We start from the raw sequence: 20,094 nt of genomic DNA on the forward strand, positions 1-20,094 counted from the left end.
TCCCGCGACCCACGCCCTGTCCGACTCCTGGACCATGACCCGCCGCGAGCTGGCCCGCTGGGGACGGCAGCCGGTGGCGGTCGTCGTCAACCTGGTCTTCCCGGTCATGCTGCTGCTGATGTTCGGCTACCTGGTCGGCGGCGGCCGGGGAGTGAGCGGCGAGTACGTCGACTACCTCGTCCCCGGCATGCTGGCCCTCACCATGGCCTTCGGGCTGGAGGGCACCATGATCGCCGTCACCCGGGACCTCGACAAGGGCGTCGTCGACCGCTTCCGCTCCCTGCCGATGGCCAACGGCGCGGTCCTGGTGGGCCGTTCCGCCGCCGACATGCTCCAGTCGGTGCTCGGCCTCGCCGTACTGATCGGCGTCGGCCACGCGCTGGGCTGGCGCACCCACGGCGGCCCCGGCGCCTTCCTCGGCGCGGTCGGCCTGCTCCTGCTCTTCCGCTTCGCCATGCTGTGGGTCGGCATCTTCCTGGCCCTGGTGGCCGGGAAGCCCGAGCTGGTGCAGGCGGTGCAGATCCTGGTCTGGCCGGTCGGCTTCCTGTCCAACGCCTTCGCCACGCCCGACTCCATGCCGGGCTGGCTGGGCACGGTCGTCCAGTGGAACCCGATGTCCCAGACCGCCATGGCCGTCCGCGACCTGTTCGGCGGCCCCGGCGGCGAGTCCGGCCACGTCTGGGCGGCCCTCGCCTGGCCGCTGGCCCTGCTCGCGGTGTTCTTCCCGCTGGCGGTGGCGAAGTTCGCGCGGCTGAGCCGCTAGTGGTGGAAGCCGGTCGCCGCGCCCTTGTCCCGGGTCAGGGGGTGCGGCTGCCGGCGCAGCTCCGGCAGCAGCCGCTCCAGGTCGTCCAGGAGCAGGTCGGCCATGTCGGCCGAGAAGCCGTTGCGGCACACCACCCGCAGCACGGAGAGGTCCTCGCGGTGCGGCGGGAAGGTGTACGCCGGCACCAGCCAGCCGCCCTCGCGCAGCCGCCGGGACACGTCGAAGACGTCGTACGACGTCACGTGGTCGGCCGTCGTGAAGGCGAAGACCGGCAACTGGTCGCCGCGCGTCAGCAGCCGGAAGTCGCCGAGCGCCGCCACCCGCCCGGCGATCGAGCCCGCGATGTCCCGCGCGGCCTGCTGCACGGCCCGGTAGCCCTCCCGGCCCAGCCGCAGGAACGTGTAGTACTGCGCGACGACCTGCGCGCCGGGCCGGGAGAAGTTCAGCGCGAAGGTCGGCATGTCGCCGCCCAGGTAGTTGACCCGGAAGACCAGCTCCTCCGGCAGGGCCTCGGCGTCCCGCCACAGCGCCCAGCCCACCCCGGGGTAGACCAGCCCGTACTTGTGCCCCGAGGTGTTGATGGAGGCGACCCGCGGCAGCCGGAAGTCCCACACCAGGTCCTCGTCGAGGAAGGGCGCGACCATGCCGCCGGAGGCCCCGTCGACGTGCACCGGGATGTCGAGGCCGGTCCGCTCCTGGAGGGCGTCCAGGGCGGCGCACAGCTCGGCGATCGGCTCGTAGGAACCGTCGAAGGTGGAGCCGAGGATGCCGACGACCCCGATGGTGTTCTCGTCGCACAGCTCGGCGGCGGCCTGCGGGTCCAGGTGGAAGCGGTCGCCCTCCATCGGGACCTGGCGGGCCTCCACCTCCCAGAAGTTGCAGAACTTGTCCCAGCAGACCTGGACGTTCACGCCCATCACCAGATTGGGCCGCACGTCCTTCGCCGGGTACCGGTCCGCGTGGCGCAGCGCCCAGCGCCGCTTCAGCGCCATCCCGGCCAGCATGCACGCCTCGCTCGACCCGGTCGTCGAGCAGCCAACGGCCGTCGACGGGTCGGGCGCGTGCCACAGGTCGGCGAGCATCGCCACGCAGCGCCGCTCCAGCTCGGCGGTGCGCGGGTACTCGTCCTTGTCGATCATGTTCTTGTCCCGGCACTCGCTCATCAGCACCCCGGCCTGCGGCTCCATCCAGGTGGTGACGAAGGTGGCCAGGTTCAGCCGGGCGTTGCCGTCCAGCATCAGCTCGTCGTGGACGAGCCGGTACGCGCTCTCCGGCGGCAGCGGGGAGTCCGGCAGCCGATGGGTGGGCGGGGCCTCGGTCATGCCGCCCAGCGGGTTCGCCGCCGCGTGGAACGGGTTCACGGCGAGCCGGCGCCGGTCGCGGTCGTCGTGGGGCGGGCGGGGACCCTGGTGCAGTGACATGCGACCGACGGTAGGCCCGAGCCCCGCGCCCCGCACCCGGGGACGTACCGGCGTGCACGGGCTTGCACCTCACGTCACGTGAGGAGGCAGCGTGGAGGGCGTCAGAGAAAGGAGCGGAAGTGAGCTACTCCGTGGGACAGGTGGCCGGCTTCGCCGGAGTGACGGTGCGCACGCTGCACCACTACGACGACATCGGCCTGCTCGTACCCAGCGAGCGCAGCCACGCGGGCCACCGGCGCTACAGCGACGCCGACCTCGACCGGCTGCAGCAGATCCTGTTCTACCGGGAGCTGGGCTTTCCGCTCGACGAGGTCGCCGCCCTGCTCGACGACCCGGCCGCGGACCCGCGCGCGCACCTGCGCCGCCAGCACGAGCTGCTGACCGCCCGGATCGAGAAGCTGCAGAAGATGGCGTCGGCCGTGGAGCAGGCCATGGAGGCACGCAGCATGGGAATCAACCTCACGCCCGAGGAGAAGTTCGAGGTCTTCGGCGACTTCGACCCCGACGAGCACCAGGAGGAGGTGCGTGAGCGCTGGGGCGACACCGACGCCTACCGCCAGTCGCAGCAGAAGACCGCTTCGTACACCAAGGAGGACTGGCAGCGCATCCAGGACGAGGCCGACGAGCTGACCCGGCGCTTCGTCGCCCTGATGGACGCGGGTGAGCCCGCCGACTCCGAGGGGGCCATGGACGTCGCCGAGGACCACCGGCAGGGCATCGCCCGCAACCACTACGACTGCGGGTACGAGATGCACACCTGCCTGGGCGAGATGTACGTGTCGGACGAACGTTTCACGCGGAACATCGACGCCGCCAAGCCGGGCCTCGCCGCCTACATGCGCGACGCGATCCTCGCCAACGCCGTCCGGCACACCTCCTGAGCGGTGGTCGTGGCCCGGGTCTCACTCCCGGGCCACGACCACCGCCGTCCCGTACGCGCACACCTCGGTGCCCACGTCCGCGGCCGTCGTCACGTCGAAACGGAACGCCAGCACCGCGTTGGCCCCCCGCGTGCGGGCCTGCTCGACGAGCCGCTCCATCGCCTCGTTGCGGGTCTCCACCAGCGTCTTCGTGAGCCCGCGCAGCTCACCACCGACCATCGACTTCAGTCCGGCACCGATCTGGCTCCCCAGGTGCCGGGAGCGCACGGTCAGTCCGAAGACCTCTCCGAGCACCTCCTGCACCCGGTGGCCCGGCAGGTCGTTCGTGGTCACCACGAGCACATCGGGCTGCGGGCCCTGGCCGCCGCCGTATTCTTCAATACCCATGGTTCTCAGGCTTCCCCGGGAAACGTCACAGCGCACCCCAAGAAGCCCCGTGGAACCTGGGACGCCACGGCTGCGTTGTACGTTTGGGCAGCCAGGTCCAGCCCGCCTCCCCCCAGCAGCAGGAGCCACAATCCCGTGACCACCCTTGCGCTCGGTCCTGAGTGGATCAGCCCGGACTACCTGATCGAGACGTTCAGTCTGCCCGGCATCCTGCTCATCGTCTTCGCCGAGTCAGGACTCTTCGCGTTCCTGCCCGGCGACTCGCTGCTCTTCACCGCGGGCCTGTTCGTCGCCCAGGGCGAGTTCATCAGCCAGCCGCTGTGGCTGGTGTGCGCCCTGATCGTGGCCGCCGCCGTCCTCGGCGACCAAGTCGGATACATGATCGGCAAGTTCTTCGGACCCAGGCTCTTCAGCCGCCCCAACTCCAAGCTCTTCAAACAGGAGAACCTGGAGAAGGCGCACGAGTTCATGGACAAGTACGGCCCCAAGGCGATCGTCCTGGCCCGCTTCGTGCCCATCGTGCGCACCTTCGCCCCCATCGTGGCGGGCGCCGGCCGCATGCAGTACCGCACGTTCCTCACGTACAACGTGATCGGCGGCGTGGCCTGGGGCACCGGCGTCACCCTCGCGGGCTACTGGCTCGGCCAGATCGAGTTCATCCGGACCAACGTCGAGGCCATCCTCGTCCTGATCGTCCTGGTCTCGGTCGTCCCGATCGGCATCGAGTACCTGCGCGAGCGCAAGAAGAAGCAGCGCGCCGCCGCGGCCGCCCCCGCGACCCCGGCGCCCCAGCAGCAGCACCAGCCCGCGTACCCGGTGATGGACGACGCCACGACCCAGCTCCGCCGGGTGGACCCGTACGACCAGCCGCAGCAGCAGTACGGCCGGCAGTACGACCAGGGCTACGGCAACCAGCAGCCCCCGCAGCAGCCGTACGCCCAGCAGTACCCGCAGGGCTACGGCGACCAGCCCCAGCAGTACGGCGACCAGTACCCGTACAACCAGGGCCGCTAGAACCCACGCGTCCGCTTGGCCGCCCGGCGTCCCGCCGCACTCGCGGCGCCGGGCACCTTCAGGAAGAGCCGCGAGATCTCCCCGCCCAGGTTCACCCCGATAGCGATGGCCATCGCCAGCGCCACCGCGTTGGACAGCGACAGCAGCCCGGAGTCGACCTTGCCCTGCGCGATCCCCAGCAGACCGAAGTACGTCGCCGAACCGGGCAGCAGCGGCCCGATCGCGGCCGTCGTGTACGGCAGCGCCGACGCGAACCGGTAGCGGGACATCAGCTGCCCGAACAGGCCCACGAGCCCCGCCGCGGCGGCCGTGGAGGCCACCGGCGAGATGTCGCCCGCGTAGTGCATGGCGCCGTACACGCACCAGGCGATACCGCCGTTCAGGGTCACCGCGAGGACGGTGGCCCGTTCCTGCTGGAGCAGGATCGCGAAGGCCAGCGAGAGCAGCATCGAGGCGAAGATCTGCACGAACGGTTCGTCACCGGTGCCCAGCTTGGCGTCCGGGTTGAGCTCGGCCCCCAGCTGGACCCCGAAGTACAGCACCACCAGCACCCCGGCGACGATGCTGACGAAGAAGTACATGACCTCCAGCAGACGTGCCGCCGCGGTGATGTAGAAGCCGGTCAGACCGTCCTGCACCCCCGCGACCAGCGCCCGCCCGGGCAGCAGCGCGAACAGCCCACCGGTGATCACCGCGGACGCCTTCACGTCGACGTGCGTCACCGTCAGCACGACGCCCATCGCGGCGGGCGGCATCGCCGCCACCGCGAACTGGTAGAACTCCGGCAGCCCGCGCCCGGCACACAGCCACGCCAGCCGGTCGCCGAGCATCGAGCCGAACATCGCCGCGAAGAACACGGTCAGCCCGCCACCGACGAGCAGCGAGGCCCCGCCCGCCAGCAGACCGCTCGCCGTGGTCAGCACCCACGTCGGGTACGGGTGCCGGTTGCGTCGGATCTCCGCGAGGCGCCGGTAGGCCTCCTCCAGGGAGATGTTCGTGTCGGGGTCGCTGAGGTCGTCCACCAGGTGGAACACGGCCGCGAGCCGCGTGTAGTCGGTGCCCCGGCGGCGTACCGTGCGCGACGCCGTCACCGGGTCCTCGACCAGGGACGGCTGGTGGGAGATCGACAGCAGGGTGAAGGTGACGTTCGGCTCGCAGCGGTCCAGGCCGTAGGACCGGCAGACGGCGAACATGGCCGCCTCCACGTCCTCGGCACCCTCGCCGCCCGCCAGCAGCAGCTCCCCGATACGCAGCGTCAGGTCCAGCACGCGCGGCACGGCGGGGCCGGTCTCGTCGTCGTGCTTCTGCGAGGGCTCGGGCGCGGGCCGCTCGGCCACGGGCATCCGCAGCATGGCCCGCATCCGGTCCTGCCAGGGCACGTCCGTCAGGTTCACCGCCGGGAAGCCGCTCGCCGGGGTGAAGGAGGTGGGGGCGGACCACGCGCTGTGGGTGCTCGGCATGGTGAACGCCGAGCCCTCGGCGTCGGCGGGCACGGCCGCCGGTGCCTCCAGGCCGTCGGGGAGCGAGAACTCCGAGGTCGTCTCGGACTCGGTGCCGGTGTGCCGGGGGACGGCGAGTCCCTGTGGGATCTCGAACTCGGACGTCGTCGACGACTCGCCGTCGATCGACGCCGCGAAACCGCTCGGCTGCCGGAAGGCACTGCGGGCCTCGTCCGACTGCGGCTTGTGGTCCTCCTCCGTCACCTGCGCAACGCTCCCTGGTACGAACTCACCCTCCTCATGACCTCAGTATGGCCACTCAAACGCAAACGGGCCGCACGCGTGTGCGTGCGGCCCGTTACGGGAGGGGCGCCTGATCAGTGGCCGCCCTGGTCCTTGAAGCGCTTGTACGACCGCTCGATCTCCGCCTCGGCGTCCGTGCGGCCCACCCAGTCGGCGCCCTCGACGGACTTGCCGGGCTCCAGGTCCTTGTAGACCTCGAAGAAGTGCTGGATCTCCAGGCGGTCGAACTCCGAGACGTGGTGGATGTCACGCAGGTGCTCCACACGCGGGTCGGTCGACGGCACGCACAGCAGCTTGTCGTCGCCGCCGGCCTCGTCCGTCATCCGGAACATGCCGATCGCGCGGCAGCGGATGAGGCAGCCCGGGAAGGTCGGCTCGTCCAGGATGACCAGCGCGTCCAGCGGGTCGCCGTCCTCGCCGAGGGTGTTCTCGACGAAGCCGTAGTCGGTCGGGTAGGCGGTCGAGGTGAACAGTCGGCGGTCCAGGCGGATACGACCGGTCTCGTGGTCCACCTCGTACTTGTTCCGCGAACCCTTCGGGATCTCGATCGTGACGTCGAACTCCACCGGACGCTCCTCCATGATCAGCACATAGTTCTGGTGGTTAAGTGTCCCTCACGCAGGTGTGTGATCGCGAAAGGGGCTGGTGGCAGTGCCAGAGCTGAGGCCTTGGCGGGCCGCGAGACCGCATGTGGCGCGGGCCGCGGGTGCCGTACGTCCCCGTCTGGCCCGCTTCGTCCGGGCCGCCGAACCGCGGGTCGCACGGTACGCACGGGCCACGGCGCCGCGGCTCGCCCGGATCACGAGGCCGAAGACCTGGCAGTACACCGCCGGTGCCGCCACCGCCGGGCTGGCGCTGGCCGCCGGTGTGGTGACCGCCGCCGGCCCCTGGGACTCCACGGGTCAGCGTACGGCCGAGCGGGACCGGGCCGTCGCGCTGGAGCACACGGGTGGCGCAGATCACGGCCGCGGCCCCGGGGCCTCCGGCACGGCGTCCGGTTCGCCCCGTCCCGCGCCCAGCGCCGGGGCCGTGCTGACCGGCCTCGGCGGCACCGCCACCCCCGGCGGCGTCAAGGCGGCACCCGGCGACCGGGCGGCCCTGGCGGACCTCCTCGACCCCCTGCTGAAGGACGACCCCACGCTCGGCGGGCGCCGCGCGGCGGCCGTCGTCGACCTCACCACCGGCAAGCGCCTGTACGGCCTCGGCGGCGACGTCCCCCTCACCCCCGCCTCCACCACCAAGATCGCCACCGCCGTCGCCGCCCTCACCGCCATGGGCCCCGACCACCGCCTCACCACCCGCACGGCCCTGGAGGGCGACACCGGCGAACTCGTCCTCGTCGGCGGCGGCGACCCCACCCTCACCGCCCGCGAGGACCCGCGCGGCCTCGCCAGCCTGCGCACCCTCGCCGAGCAGACCGCCGCCGCCCTGAAGAAGCGGGACCTGCGCAAGGTGACCCTGTCGTACGACACGACGCTCTACGCCGGTACGGAGGCGCACCCGATCGGAGTCAACGAGAACCTCGCCCGCGTCACCGCCCTGATGGCCGACGAGGGCCGCACCGACGACTCCACCAGCGGCCCGGCCCCGCGCGTGCCCGACCCGGCCGCCGACGCCGCCCGCACCTTCGCCGGCCTCCTGAAGCAGCACGGCGTCACCGCGTCCGCCCCCGGCCCCTCCAAGGCCACGGCCCGCGCCGACACCCTCGCCACGGTCTCCTCGCCCCCGCTGTCCGCCCTGGTCGAGCGGATGCTGACCAACAGCGACAACGACCTCGCCGAGGCCCTGGCCCGCCACACCGCCGTGGCGACCGGCAAGCGCGCCGACTTCGACGGGGCGGGCGCCGCCGTCACCGCCCGCCTGAAGCAGCTCGGCCTGCCGGTGCGGGGCGCGCGGTTCCACGACGGAAGCGGCCTGGACCGCACCGACCTGATCAGCGCCGACCTGCTCACCGCCCTGCTGGCCGAGGCGGCCGACCCCGCCCGCCCCCAACTCCGCGCGGTGCTCACCGGCCTCCCCGTCGCCCACTTCACCGGCACACTGGCCGGCCGTTACACGGACGGAGCAGCGGGCCTCGTCCGCGCCAAGACCGGCACCCTCACCGGCGTGAACACCCTCGCCGGCACGGTGACCACCCCCGACGGCCGCCTCCTGGGCTTCGCCTTCCTGGCCAACGACACGACGGACGCCTGGGCGGCCCAGGCCACCCTGGACCGGGCGGCGACGGGACTGGTGTCCCCGACGCCGTCGTAGCGGCCCCCCCCCGCCGACGCCGGGCCGCGTACCGCCCCCGCCCCCGCCCGCGCCCCGCCCCCGCCCGCGCCCCGCCCCCGCCCGCGCCCCGCCCGCACGACTGCCCCGAACGGCGGCGCTCCCGTACCGTTGACGCATGACGAGCATCGGCGCTAATTCCGGCATGGTCGACTGGAACCTCGCGGTGGCGACCGCGACCCGGCTCGTACGGCCGGGCCCCGAGGTGAGCCGTGACGAGGCCCGGGCCGTCGTCACGGAGCTTCGCCGCCATGCCAAGTCCTCGGAGGAGCACGTCCGCGGGTTCACCCGGATGGGCACCGAGGAGACCCACGACACCCCCGTCCTGGTGGTCGACCGGCCCGGCTGGGTCCGGGCCAACGTCGCCGGGTTCCGGGAGATCCTCAAACCCCTGCTGGAGAAGATGCAGGAGCGGCGCGGCGGCGGCGCGGGCAACGCGGTCCTCGGCGCCGTCGGCGGCAAGGTCACCGGCGTGGAGCTGGGCATGCTGCTGTCGTTCCTGTCCTCCCGCGTCCTCGGCCAGTACGAGACGTTCGCCCCCGCCACCCGCGAACTGCCCGCCGGAGCGAACGGCGGCGGGCGGCTGCTCCTGGTCGCGCCGAACATCGTGCACGTGGAGCGCGAACTCGACGTGGAGCCGCACGACTTCCGCCTGTGGGTGACCCTGCACGAGGAGACGCACCGGACCCAGTTCACCGCCGTGCCCTGGCTGCGCGACCACCTCGAGGGCGAAATCCAGTCGTTCCTGGCCGAGACCGACGTGGACCCCATGACCGTGCTCGAACGCGTCCGCGAGGCCGCCCAGTCCCTCGCCGGGGGCCGTCCCGAGGCGGAGGAGGACGACGGCGGCCGGTCGCTGGTCGAACTGGTGCAGACCCCGGCCCAGCGGGAGGTCCTCGGCCGCCTCACCGCCGTGATGTCCCTCCTGGAGGGGCACGCCGACTTCGTGATGGACGGCGTCGGACCGGCGGTCGTGCCGAGCGTCGGCGAGATCCGCGAGAAGTTCCAGCAGCGTCGCGCCAAGGGCGCCTCCCGCCTCGACCTGGCCCTGCGCAAGCTGCTCGGCCTGGACGCCAAGCTCCGCCAGTACCGGGACGGCGAACGGTTCGTACGGGCCGTCGTCGAGGAGTGCGGCATGGACGGCTTCAACCGCGTCTGGACCTCGCCCAACACGCTCCCCACCAAGTCGGAGATCGCCAAACCGGCGGACTGGATCGCGCGGGTGCACCGCAAGCCGGAGGCGTGAGCCGCGCGGGCGGGGCGTGAAACGATTCCGGCCGACGGCAGACGAACGACCCTTCAATCACCCGTCCGAGGGACCGTGAGCCTTCGACAGGCGTGCGATGCTCGGTGAACGGCCCGTTTCTGTCACCATCTACACACTCTGCGTGACTGAACCTCGGGCTCACCCCCGACAACTTCATGAAGGGCACCGGACATGGGTCCCCATCCTGCGGTCGCGGCGATACGCCTGGCGGTCCGCCGCGTCCTCCACGACATCCTCACCGAACTGAACACTCCGGCCGGCGTCCACGCCGCGACGGCCGTCGAGCCCGCGCCCGAGCGTCCGCCCGGACCTCCGGCGGCACCGCTCGTGCTCGTGGCCTGCTCCGGCGGTGCCGACTCCATGGCGCTCGCCTCCGCCCTCGCCTTCGAGGCCCCCCGGCTCGGCGTCCGCGCCGGCGGTGTCACCGTCGACCACGGCCTGCAGAGCGGCTCCGACCTGCGCGCCGAAGAGGTCGTCCTGCGCCTGCGTGAACTGGGCCTCGACCCGGTGGAGGCCACCGCCGTGACCGTCGGCCGCGCGGGCGGCCCGGAAGCCGCCGCCCGCGACGCCCGCTACGCCGCGCTGGACGCCGCCGCCGCCCGCCACGGCGCCGCCGCCGTCCTGCTCGGCCACACCCGCGACGACCAGGCCGAGACCGTCCTGCTGGGCCTCGCCCGCGGCTCCGGCATCCGCTCCCTGTCGGGCATGGCCGCGGTCTCGGGGGCCGACGGCCGTTACCGGCGCCCCTTCCTCCAGGTCGACCGCCAGACCGCCCGCAAGGCCTGCATGGTCCAGTCCCTCCCCGTCTGGGACGACCCGCACAACACCGACCCCGCCTACACCCGCTCCCGGCTGCGCCACGAGGGCCTGCCCGCCCTGGAGAAGGCCCTCGGCAAGGGCGTCGTCGAGGCCCTCGCCCGTACGGCCCAGCTCTCCCGGGACGACGCCGACGCCCTCGACACCTGGGCCCGCCAGGCCGAGGTCGGCGTCCGCGACGCCACCGGCGGACTGGAGTGCGCCAAGCTGTACGCCCTGCCGCCCGCCGTACGCCGCCGGATCCTGCGCCGCGCCGCCCTGGAGGCCGGTGCGCCCGGCGGCGCCCTGTTCGCCCGCCACATCGAGGAAGTCGACCGGCTGATCACCGGCTGGCGCGGCCAGGGGGCCATCAACCTCCCCGGCAAAGTCGTCGCCCGGCGGCAGGGTGGCAGACTGGTGATTCGGCAAGGCTGAATCCGGACCCTCCCACCGATCCGCGCACGGATCGCCGGGGCGCTCCGGAGTGGCCGGTGGGACGACCGAAAGTGATGCGGGTGGACGCGAACGACATGGGTGCCGACCTCGAGAAGGTACTCATCACCAAGGAAGAGATCGACGCGAAGCTGGCCGAGCTGGCCGCGAAGATCGACGCGGAGTACGCGGGCAAGGACCTGCTCATCGTCGGCGTGCTCAAGGGCGCCGTGATGGTCATGGCCGACCTCGCCCGGTCGCTGTCCACCCCCGTCACCATGGACTGGATGGCGGTGTCCTCGTACGGCGCGGGCACCCAGTCCTCCGGTGTGGTGCGGATCCTCAAGGACCTCGACACCGACATCAAGGGCCGCCACGTCCTGATCGTCGAGGACATCATCGACTCCGGCCTGACCCTGTCCTGGCTGATCTCCAACCTCGGCTCGCGCGAGCCCGCCTCCCTCAAGGTGTGCACGCTGCTGCGCAAGCCCGACGCCGCGAAGGTCGCCATCGACGTGGAGTGGGTCGGCTTCGACATTCCCAACGAGTTCGTCGTCGGTTACGGCCTCGACTACGCCGAGAAGTACCGCAACCTCCCGTTCGTCGGTACGCTCGCGCCCCATGTGTACGGCGGCTGACGCGGCCCTGTAACGGACTTCACGGCCTTTCGGCGGGCCACCGGGAACCCCTGGGGCCCCCGCGCCGTTGGAGCATGCAGACGGGACGTCGGCCCGCCCGTGCGGCTGAGGGCCGCCACGCTGGGGTACCGTCAGAAGAACTGTCTTATCAAACTCACTATGGCAGGAGGGACGGGGCGGCACCGCTCCGTGTGGATGGACGTGAAGCGATACTTCCGTGGGCCGGTCATGTGGATCGTGCTGGCCGTCCTTGCCGTGGTCGTGTTGATGCAGGTCGTCGGCTCGTCCGGCGGCTACAAGACGGTGGACACTGGCCAGGTCGTCCAGGCGATCAACGACAACAGGGTCGAGTCGGCCAAGCTGACCACCGGTGACGAGCAGACCATCAAGGTCCAGCTCAAGGACGGCCAGAAGGTCGAGGGCAGCTCGAAGATCCAGGCGAGCTACATCGGCGACCAGGGCGTGACCCTCGCCAACACACTTCAGAACAAGTACCAGGACAAGCAGATCTCCGACGGCTACACCGTGTCGCCGTCGAAGCAGAACCCGTTCGTCGGGATTCTGCTCTCCCTGCTCCCGTTCGTCCTCATCGTGGTCGTCTTCCTGTTCCTGATGAATCAGATGCAGGGCGGCGGCTCCCGGGTCATGAACTTCGGCAAGTCCAAGGCCAAGCTCATCACCAAGGACACCCCCAAGACGACGTTCTCCGACGTCGCCGGTTCCGACGAGGCCGTCGAGGAGCTCCACGAGATCAAGGAGTTCCTGCAGGAGCCGGCCAAGTTCCAGGCCGTCGGCGCCAAGATCCCCAAGGGCGTGCTGCTGTACGGCCCGCCCGGCACCGGCAAGACCCTGCTCGCGCGTGCCGTCGCGGGCGAGGCGGGCGTGCCGTTCTACTCGATCTCCGGTTCCGACTTCGTCGAGATGTTCGTCGGTGTCGGTGCCTCCCGAGTGCGCGACCTGTTCGAGCAGGCCAAGGCGAACGCCCCGGCCATCGTCTTCGTCGACGAGATCGACGCGGTCGGCCGCCACCGCGGCGCCGGCCTCGGCGGCGGTCACGACGAGCGCGAGCAGACCCTGAACCAGCTGCTCGTCGAGATGGACGGCTTCGACGTCAAGGGCGGCGTGATCCTCATCGCCGCGACGAACCGGCCCGACATCCTCGACCCGGCGCTGCTGCGCCCCGGCCGTTTCGACCGGCAGATCGCGGTCGACCGTCCGGACATGCAGGGCCGTCTGGAGATCCTCAAGGTCCACCAGAAGGGCAAGCCGGTCGCGCCCGACGTCGACCTGTCGGCCGTCGCCCGCCGTACGCCCGGCATGACCGGTGCCGATCTGGCCAACGTGCTGAACGAGGCCGCCCTGCTGACGGCCCGCAGCGACCAGAAGCTGATCGACAACCACATGCTGGACGAGGCGATCGACCGCGTGGTCGCGGGCCCGCAGAAGCGGACCCGGATCATGTCGGACAAGGAGAAGAAGATCACCGCGTACCACGAGGGCGGTCACGCCCTGGTCGCGGCGGCCTCACCGAACTCCGATCCGGTCCACAAGATCACGATCCTGTCCAGAGGCCGGGCCCTCGGCTACACGATGGTGCTCCCGGACGAGGACAAGTACTCGACCACGCGCAACGAGATGCTCGACCAGCTCGCCTACATGCTGGGCGGCCGCGCGGCCGAGGAACTGGTCTTCCACGACCCGACCACGGGTGCGGCCAACGACATCGAGAAGGCCACCGGCCTGGCTCGGGCCATGGTCACGCAGTACGGCATGACCGAGCGCCTCGGCGCCATCAAGTTCGGCGGCGACAACAGCGAGCCGTTCCTCGGGCGTGAGATGGCCCACCAGCGCGACTACTCGGAAGAGGTCGCCGCGCTGGTCGACGAGGAGGTCAAGAAGCTCATCGAGACGGCGCACAACGAGGCCTGGGAGATCCTGGTCGAGAACCGCGACGTCCTCGACAACCTCGTCCTCGCGCTGCTGGAGAAGGAGACGCTGGGCAAGGAGGAGATCGCCGAGGTCTTCTCCCAGATCGTCAAGCGTCCGGCCCGTCCCGCGTGGACCGGGTCCTCCCGCCGCACGCCCTCGACGCGTCCGCCGGTGCTCTCCCCGAAGGAGCTCGCACTGACGAACGGGGCGAACGGCGCGACGGCGGCGATCTCCACCGCCAAGAGCACCACGGTGGAGCCCGCTCCGGCACCGGAGCGAGCACCGGAGGACCGCCCGGAGAGCTGACCCCGGTCCGCCCCGGGGCCCCCGCGAGGGCGGCCCCACCAGGCCCGGAATGTATGCCGCGCCCCCCAGGTTCTAGCCTGGGGGGTGCGGCATTTGCGTATGCCGACGGCAGGACTGATCAGGAACGAGGCATCAGATGACCGACCCCGTGACGTTGGACGGCGAGGGCGAGATCGGCGAGTTCGACGAGAAGCGGGCCGAGAACGCCGTACGCGAACTGCTGATCGCGGTCGGCGAGGACCCGGACCGCGAGGGCCTGAAGGAGACTCCGGGGCGCGTGGCGCGGGCGTACAAGGAGATATTCGCCGGTCTGTGGCAGCAGCCGGAGGATGTGCTGACGACGACGTTCGACCTCGGGCACGACGAGATGGTCCTGGTGAAGGACATCGAGGTGTTCTCGACGTGTGAGCATCATCTGGTGCCGTTCCGGGGCGTGGCGCACGTCGGCTACATCCCGTCCACCAGCGGGAAGATCACCGGGCTGTCCAAGCTCGCCCGTCTCGTCGACGTCTACGCGCGCCGTCCGCAGGTGCAGGAACGTCTCACCACGCAGATCGCGGACTCGCTGATGGAGATCCTGGAGCCGCGCGGGGTGATCGTCGTGGTCGAGTGCGAGCACATGTGCATGTCCATGCGGGGCATTCGCAAGCCCGGGGCGAAGACCCTCACGTCGGCGGTGCGGGGGCAGCTGCGGGATGTGGCTACGCGTAACGAGGCCATGAGTCTGATCATGGCTCGTTGAGTGGGCTGTGGGTGCGGTTGCGTGCGGTGCGGTGCGGTTGCGTGCGGTGCGGTTGTGCGTGGTGCGGTTGTGCGTGGTGCGTTCAGGCCGCTGAGGCCGCGCCCGGGTGGTCGTCGTCCTCGTCCTCCGGGAGTCTGCAGACTCGTTCCATGAAGAGGGCGGCCGCTATCACGGCGATGCCCGCCACGACCGAGGCGCCCGCGTAGATGGCCTGGTCTCGGCGGGCCGGGATGTCCAGGTACTCCAGCAGGAAGACGCCCGTGCCGCCGTACATGCCGGCGACGAGGGCGACCACCAGGGCGCTGGCCTGGCCGAAGACCACGGCGCGGGCCGCCATCATCGGGTCGACGCCCTTGGCGCCGGGTACACGCTCCCGCTGGGCCCTGAGGCGGGCGCGGATCGAGAGCGCCGTGGCCAGCAGGATCACCGCGATCAGGGCGAGGACGACGGGGGCGGCCAGGGGGACGCTCGGGAGGGTCCCCACCGAGTTCCACAGGCGGGCGCCGGCCCAGGACAGCACTCCGGCCACGACGAACACGCCGGCCAGCACCCTGATGCGCAACTCTTTCACGGTGTTCCGGTGTCCCTTCGGTTCCCCGGCGCGGTCGTCCTGACCTCGTCGTCCTCGTCGACCTTAACGACTACTCGGGCAGCCGGAGTTCCAGATCGGCGCGGGGCGCGATGCCGTCGCGGGGGACGGCCGCCAGGAGGTCGGCGACCCTGCCCCGCCCCGGCAGGGCGGCCTCGGGGTCCACGTCGAGCCAGGGGGCCAGCACGAAGGCACGCTCGTGGGCGCGCGGGTGGGGGAGGGTGAGCTGCGGGTCGTCCGAGACGACCTCCGCGTAGGCGACGATGTCGACGTCCAGGGTGCGCGGGCCCCAGCGCTCGTCGCGGACCCGGTGGAAGGCCTCCTCGACCGCGTGCGCCCGCTCCAGGAGCGAGGACGGGGGCAGCGTCGTCTTCACGATCACGACCGCGTTGAAGTACGAGGGCTGGCTGTCCGGGGCGACGCCCCAGGGCTCCGTCTCGTAGACCGCGGAGACCCCTTTGACGCGCACGCCCGGGGTGTCCTCCAGGGCGTCGATGGCGCCCTGGAGGGTCTCCAGCCGGTTGCCGAGGTTGGCGCCGAGGGCGATCACCGCGCGCTTGGGGTTGGACAGGGTGGTGTCCGCGGCGTCGACCTGCTCGATGACGGAGGCGGGCACGGGCTGTACGGTCGGGTCGCTCGGACCCTGGGTGAAGGGGGCGCTCATACACGGCTCCGGATGATGGTGACGGTCACGTCGTCGAAGGGGACGGTGATCGGCGCGTCCGGCTTGTGGACGCAGACCTCGACCTCCTGGACCCCTTCGTGCTTCAGACAGACCTGGGCGATGCGTTCGGCGAGGGTCTCCACGAGGTTGACCGGCTCGCCCTCGACGACGGCCACGACCTCCTCGGCCACGATGCCGTAGTGCACCGTCTTCGCCAGGTCGTCGTCGGCCGCGGCCGGGCGGGTGTCCAGGCCAAGGACGATGTCCACGAGGAAGGTCTGGCCGTCCTCGCGCTCCTTGGGGAACACACCGTGGTGCCCACGGGCCTTCAGGCCGCGCAGCGCGACACGATCCACGCGAATCACTCCTGCAGTCGTCGGTCTCGGCCGGGCGCACCACGTGCGGGTGGTACGGCGGCCCCAGTCGAATCTACCCGCGTGCACCGACAGGGCCGGGGCGCGGGGTGCGGGGCGGGGTGGGACGGAGGGGGGTCTTCACCGTGCGTTTTCCCTGGCGGTCCCGGTGGATCACGGGTTGGTAGCCGCCCCTACCCGCCGGGCCGTGATTCCAACCACGTCCCGGTCGTCCTCGCTCGGCCGGGTCAAGGGGTGTCGTCAGGGGGGTGTGTCCTCGCCGTCCCCGTCCTCGGTCTCCGCGAGTACGGGGGAGGCGTGGTGCGACCAGAGTTTCCAGCCGGCCGGAGTGCGGCGGAACGTGTTGGTGGCGACCACGAGCTGGCCGACGAGCGGGCCCAGCTCCTCGTCGCCGTCGGGGGCGGGGCCGCCGCTGAGGATGTTCTCGGTGCAGGTGACCAGGGCGGTGTCGCCGGTGACGGAGACGTGCACGTCGGTGAGGAAGAACTGGATGTAGTCCGTGTTCGCCATGATCAGGGCGTAGGAGCGCAGGACCTCGCCGCGGCCGGTGAGCACCGGCCAGCCCGGGTGCACGCAGGAGACCACGCCGGCGTCGGCGGGGTCGTGGTACGACTCGTCGATGCCCAGGTCGGAGGGGGTGAGCCAGAAATCGGAGACCTTTTCGAAGTCTCCCTCCTCGACGGCCTCGTAGAACGCGGTGTTGGCGGCCTCGACCTGTTCGACGTCGAGGTGCGGCGCGTTCACCGGGCGCCTTCGACGGCGCGGGCGACGCGGACGGCGTCGGCCGTGGCGCGGACCTCATGGACGCGCACCGCCCACGCGCCGGCGTGCGCGGCGAGCGCGGAGACCGCGGCGGTGGCCGCGTCGCGCTCGCGCGCGGGGGGTGGAGCGGTCTCCGGGCCGGCGAGGACCCGGCCGAGGAAGCGTTTGCGGGAGGCTGCTACGAGGAGGGGGTGGCCGAGGGCGAGGAGGCGGTCGAGGTGGGCGAGGAGGACGAGGTCGTGCTCGGCGTCCTTCGAGAAGCCGAGGCCGGGGTCGATGACGACGCGGTCGGGGGCGATGCCGCCGTCGAGGACGGCCTCCACGCGTGCGTGCAGCTCGTCGACGACCTCGGTGACGACGTCGGTGTAGGTGCCCCTGACGTTGCCGCCCTCCAGGAGGCCGCGCCAGTGCATGACGACGAAGGGGGCGTTCGCGTCGGCGACGACCGGGATCATGCGGGGGTCGGCGAGGCCGCCGCTGACGTCGTTGACCAGGGCGGCGCCGGCGGTGAGGGCCTGCTCGGCAACGGAGGCGCGCATGGTGTCCACGGAGACCGTGACACCCTCGGAGGCGAGGCCGCGCACGACCGGGACGACGCGCCTCAGCTCCTCGTCCTCGTCGACGCGGGTCGCGCCGGGGCGGGTGGACTCGCCGCCCACGTCCACCAGGTCGGCGCCCTGGGCGACCAGGTCCAGGCCGTGTTTGATGGCGGCCGTGGTGTCGAAGAAGCGGCCGCCGTCGGAGAAGGAGTCGGGGGTTACGTTGACGACCCCCATGACCGCGCAGCGGTCCCATGCGGTCAGTCCCGCGAGGTGGCGGCGGCGGGCGGTCTGCTTGCTCATGTGTTCAGCGTAGGTGGTGGGCTGCGTAGGTGGTGGGCTGCGGTGGGGTGCCTGCGGCGCCTGTGCGGGATGGGTGGGGGTGCGCGTGGCGCGGTGTGTTGTCTGTGGGTCGGGGCCGCGCCAGGGGGTGTCCGTCCTCGGAACGGCGCGGAATCGGTCGGCCACAGAACTCACCGGCGCGGACGCGCCAACCGCTGCGGGCGGACACCCCCCGACACGACCCCTGCTCGCCGTACGCGGCTGCGGCTCGCCAACCCTCCGCGGTTCCCGTCCCGCCGTACGCGGCTGTCCCGCCGTACGCGGCTGTCCCGCCGCGTCGCCCTCGCTGCGGGCAAGTCGTGCCGCTGGGGCGGCACGGGTGGGCGGTGGGGGTACCTCCCAGGCCGTTCAGGCACTGGGGGAGGCACCCCGGCAGCGCCGGGCTGCGCTCCCCACACCCGCCCGTTACGCCGCCCGCGCCGGTGCCTGGTGGGCGCAGGGGCGGCGCCTCGGTGTCCGGCGTTGCAGGAAGCGCGGCAGGGACAGGGTGACGAAGCCCTCCGCCTGCATCGCGGCGAAGCCGATGCGGGGGAGGTCGGCGGAGCGGCGGTAGACGACGAAGCGCGGCTCCCACCGGGGGCGGAACTTCGCGTTGAACTTGTACAGGGACTCGATCTGGAACCAGCGGGAGAGGAAGACCAGCAGGCCGCGCCAGGCGCGGAGGACGGGACCCGCGCCGATCTTCTCGCCGCGCGCGAGCGCCGCGCGGAACATGGCGAAGTTCAGCGACACCCGCGCGATGCCCAGCTTCGGGGCGGCCTGGAGCGCGGCCACGATCAGGAGTTCGTTCATGCCGGGGTCGGCCGCGCGGTCGCGGCGCATGAGGTCGAGGGAGACCCCGTCCGTGCCCCACGGCACGAAGTGCAGGACCGCCTTGAGGTCGCCGTACTCGCCGGGTTCGGTGTCCTGCTTGTGGGCCGTCGCGATCAGGCAGTCCCCGTCGGACGGGTCGCCGACGCGGCCCAGGGCCATGGAGAAGCCGCGCTCGGTGTCCGTGCCGCGCCACGCGTCGGCGGCGCGGCGGACGCGGTCCAGTTCGGCGTCGGACAGGTCAGCCACGCGCCGTACGCGGGTCTCGTAACCGGCGCGCTCGATGCGCTTGACCATCTGGCGCACATTGCGCATCGCGCGGCCGGCGAGGGAGAAATCCGCCACGTCCACCACCGCCTCGTCGCCCAGTTCGAGGGCGTCGAGGCCCGTCTCGCGGGTCCAGACCTCGCCGCCGGTCTCGGAGCAGCCCATGACGGCCGGGGTCCAGGAGTGGGACCGGGCCTCGTCCATGAAGCGTTCGATGGCGCCCGGCCAGGCCTCGACGTCACCGATCGGGTCGCCGCTGGCCAGCATCACGCCGGAGACGACGCGGTAGGTGACGGCGGCCTTGCCGCTGGGGGAGAAGACGACGGCCTTGTCGCGGCGCAGCGCGAAGTGGCCGAGGGAGTCGCGGCCCCCGTGCCGGGTGAGCAGGGCGCGCAGTTGGGTCTCGTCGTCCTCGGTGAGGCGGGCCGCGGGGTGTTCGGGGCGGAAGGCCAGGTAGATGGTGGTGATGGCGGTCAGGAGGCCGAGGGCGCCGAGTGAGAAGGCGACCGTCCAGGAGGTGTTGCCCCGGTAGTCGACCGGGCCCTCGACGCCGAACAGGCCGTACAGGACGTGGGTGAGGCGGTCGGCCAGGCTCGGGTCGCCGAGCATGCGGTGCGGGTGGGCGTTGACGACGAGCAGGCCGAGCAGGACGGAACCCGCGCTCATGAGGACGAAGTTGGCCAGGGCCCGCCAGCGGCTGCGCGGGTCGGGGAGGGCGGCGAACTCGTCGCGGTGGCGCAGGAGGGGGGCCAGCAGGGCCAGGGAGATCAGTACGCCGAGGAGGGAGTGGCGGTACGTGAACTGGGCGACGGCGCCGAGCGGGAGCAGGGCCACGGCCGCCCGCCAGGCCCGGCGCTTGCGGCGCTTGAGGCCGTGGGCGAGCAGGAGCAGCAGGACGCCCGCGCTGAGGGACAGGGCCGCGGCGAAGGGACCGAAGGAGCCGGGGAGGACCTCGGCGAGGGCGTGCATCCGGCTGTGCCGGAAGCGGGGGAAGGAGCCGGCCGCGATGTCCAGCAGGCCGACGAGCACGCAGGCGCGGCCGACGAGGAGGGGGACGCGCTCCGGGCGGGGGCCGCGCAGTGCGCGGCGTATGCGGGTGGGCCTCGTCGGAACCCCGCCCGACATTTCCTCATCTGTCCTGACAGACATCGCACCTGTT

At 71.8% G+C, this 20,094-nt stretch carries 19 protein-coding genes; 9 read left to right on the forward strand and 10 right to left on the reverse strand.

Going from position 1 to position 20,094, the window contains the following annotated elements; all coding sequences use genetic code 11:
- The first annotated feature begins 34 nt into the window (after window positions 1-34).
- On the forward strand, window positions 35-763 hold the full coding sequence (locus tag ACGH52_RS21155) for an ABC transporter permease (protein WP_059301769.1): 729 nt from the start codon (window positions 35-37) through the stop codon (window positions 761-763).
- Here ACGH52_RS21155 and ACGH52_RS21160 read toward each other — a convergent pair.
- On the reverse strand, window positions 760-2,184 hold the full coding sequence (locus ACGH52_RS21160) for a glutamate decarboxylase (protein ID WP_399941470.1): 1,425 nt from the start codon (window positions 2,182-2,184) through the stop codon (window positions 760-762). The genes ACGH52_RS21155 and ACGH52_RS21160 overlap by 4 nt on opposite strands.
- Before the next feature lie 119 nt (window positions 2,185-2,303).
- On the opposite strand from ACGH52_RS21160, the gene ACGH52_RS21165 reads away from it, so the two are divergent.
- Window positions 2,304-3,065: a MerR family transcriptional regulator gene (locus ACGH52_RS21165; RefSeq protein ID WP_059301667.1), complete on the forward strand. Its 762-nt coding sequence runs from the start codon at window positions 2,304-2,306 to the stop codon at window positions 3,063-3,065.
- Window positions 3,066-3,086: 21 nt separating this feature from the next.
- Here ACGH52_RS21165 and ACGH52_RS21170 read toward each other — a convergent pair whose 3' ends face one another.
- Window positions 3,087-3,452, reverse strand: coding sequence for a YbjQ family protein (locus tag ACGH52_RS21170; RefSeq protein WP_059301666.1), 366 nt, complete (start codon window positions 3,450-3,452; stop codon window positions 3,087-3,089).
- 135 nt (window positions 3,453-3,587) lie between these two features.
- On the opposite strand from ACGH52_RS21170, the gene ACGH52_RS21175 reads away from it, so the two are divergent.
- Window positions 3,588-4,466, forward strand: coding sequence for a DedA family protein (locus ACGH52_RS21175; RefSeq protein WP_121703285.1), 879 nt, complete (start codon window positions 3,588-3,590; stop codon window positions 4,464-4,466).
- Here the strand turns inward: ACGH52_RS21175 and ACGH52_RS21180 are convergent.
- Together ACGH52_RS21180 and ACGH52_RS21185 are read right to left on the reverse strand one after the other, a co-directional pair.
- Entirely contained in the window at window positions 4,463-6,169 is a 1,707-nt protein-coding gene (locus tag ACGH52_RS21180) for a threonine/serine exporter ThrE family protein (protein ID WP_210974260.1), read from the reverse strand. The two genes, ACGH52_RS21175 and ACGH52_RS21180, sit on opposite strands and share 4 nt — an antisense overlap.
- A gap of 113 nt (window positions 6,170-6,282) precedes the next feature.
- Window positions 6,283-6,774, reverse strand: a complete 492-nt coding sequence (locus tag ACGH52_RS21185) for an inorganic diphosphatase (RefSeq protein WP_007452023.1) — start codon at window positions 6,772-6,774, stop codon at window positions 6,283-6,285.
- Between the two features lie 79 nt (window positions 6,775-6,853).
- On the opposite strand from ACGH52_RS21185, the gene dacB reads away from it, so the two are divergent.
- The 6 genes from dacB to folE all read left to right on the forward strand — a co-directional run bounded on the left by dacB (window position 6,854) and on the right by folE (window position 14,588).
- Window positions 6,854-8,461 carry a D-alanyl-D-alanine carboxypeptidase/D-alanyl-D-alanine-endopeptidase gene (gene dacB, locus ACGH52_RS21190; protein ID WP_399941476.1) on the forward strand — a complete coding sequence of 536 codons (1,608 nt, stop codon included), beginning with the start codon at window positions 6,854-6,856 and terminating at the stop codon, window positions 8,459-8,461.
- Between the two features lie 136 nt (window positions 8,462-8,597).
- Entirely contained in the window at window positions 8,598-9,725 is a 1,128-nt protein-coding gene (locus tag ACGH52_RS21195) for a zinc-dependent metalloprotease (protein ID WP_059301663.1), read from the forward strand.
- A gap of 192 nt (window positions 9,726-9,917) precedes the next feature.
- Complete coding sequence (gene tilS / locus ACGH52_RS21200; RefSeq protein ID WP_210974258.1) at window positions 9,918-10,976, forward strand: tRNA lysidine(34) synthetase TilS; 1,059 nt, start codon at window positions 9,918-9,920, stop codon at window positions 10,974-10,976.
- Between the two features lie 95 nt (window positions 10,977-11,071).
- A complete protein-coding gene (hpt, locus tag ACGH52_RS21205; RefSeq protein ID WP_238696629.1) occupies window positions 11,072-11,611 on the forward strand; it encodes a hypoxanthine phosphoribosyltransferase in 540 nt (179 codons plus the stop codon).
- Window positions 11,612-11,806: 195 nt separating this feature from the next.
- Window positions 11,807-13,846 (forward strand): ATP-dependent zinc metalloprotease FtsH, encoded by a 2,040-nt coding sequence (gene ftsH / locus ACGH52_RS21210; RefSeq protein WP_059301660.1) that lies wholly within the window; start codon window positions 11,807-11,809, stop codon window positions 13,844-13,846.
- Between the two features lie 136 nt (window positions 13,847-13,982).
- Window positions 13,983-14,588, forward strand: coding sequence for a GTP cyclohydrolase I FolE (folE, locus tag ACGH52_RS21215; RefSeq protein WP_076974934.1), 606 nt, complete (start codon window positions 13,983-13,985; stop codon window positions 14,586-14,588).
- 82 nt (window positions 14,589-14,670) lie between these two features.
- Here the strand turns inward: folE and ACGH52_RS21220 are convergent, their stop codons facing one another.
- From ACGH52_RS21220 to ACGH52_RS21245, 6 genes are all read right to left on the reverse strand, one after another.
- A complete protein-coding gene (locus ACGH52_RS21220) occupies window positions 14,671-15,159 on the reverse strand; it encodes a DUF3180 domain-containing protein (RefSeq protein WP_059301658.1) in 489 nt (162 codons plus the stop codon).
- 70 nt (window positions 15,160-15,229) lie between these two features.
- The gene (gene folK / locus ACGH52_RS21225; RefSeq protein ID WP_121700974.1) at window positions 15,230-15,841 is read right to left on the reverse strand and encodes a 2-amino-4-hydroxy-6-hydroxymethyldihydropteridine diphosphokinase; all 612 of its coding nucleotides are present in this window, start codon (window positions 15,839-15,841) and stop codon (window positions 15,230-15,232) included.
- Window positions 15,838-16,197, reverse strand: a complete 360-nt coding sequence (gene folB / locus ACGH52_RS21230; protein WP_052836365.1) for a dihydroneopterin aldolase — start codon at window positions 16,195-16,197, stop codon at window positions 15,838-15,840. The genes folK and folB overlap by 4 nt, the downstream gene beginning before the upstream one ends.
- A gap of 258 nt (window positions 16,198-16,455) precedes the next feature.
- Window positions 16,456-16,959, reverse strand: coding sequence for a nuclear transport factor 2 family protein (locus tag ACGH52_RS21235; RefSeq protein ID WP_076974932.1), 504 nt, complete (start codon window positions 16,957-16,959; stop codon window positions 16,456-16,458).
- Window positions 16,956-17,819, reverse strand: a complete 864-nt coding sequence (folP, locus tag ACGH52_RS21240) for a dihydropteroate synthase (protein ID WP_076974931.1) — start codon at window positions 17,817-17,819, stop codon at window positions 16,956-16,958. The genes ACGH52_RS21235 and folP overlap by 4 nt, the downstream gene beginning before the upstream one ends.
- A 444-nt stretch (window positions 17,820-18,263) precedes the next feature.
- Entirely contained in the window at window positions 18,264-20,060 is a 1,797-nt protein-coding gene (locus tag ACGH52_RS21245; protein ID WP_210974257.1) for a phosphatidylglycerol lysyltransferase domain-containing protein, read from the reverse strand.
- Between the last annotated feature and the right edge of the window lie 34 nt (window positions 20,061-20,094).

Origin of the sequence: Streptomyces sp. BBFR25 (assembly GCF_044590125.1) — a bacterium.
Taxonomy (GTDB): domain Bacteria; phylum Actinomycetota; class Actinomycetes; order Streptomycetales; family Streptomycetaceae; genus Streptomyces; species Streptomyces canus_D.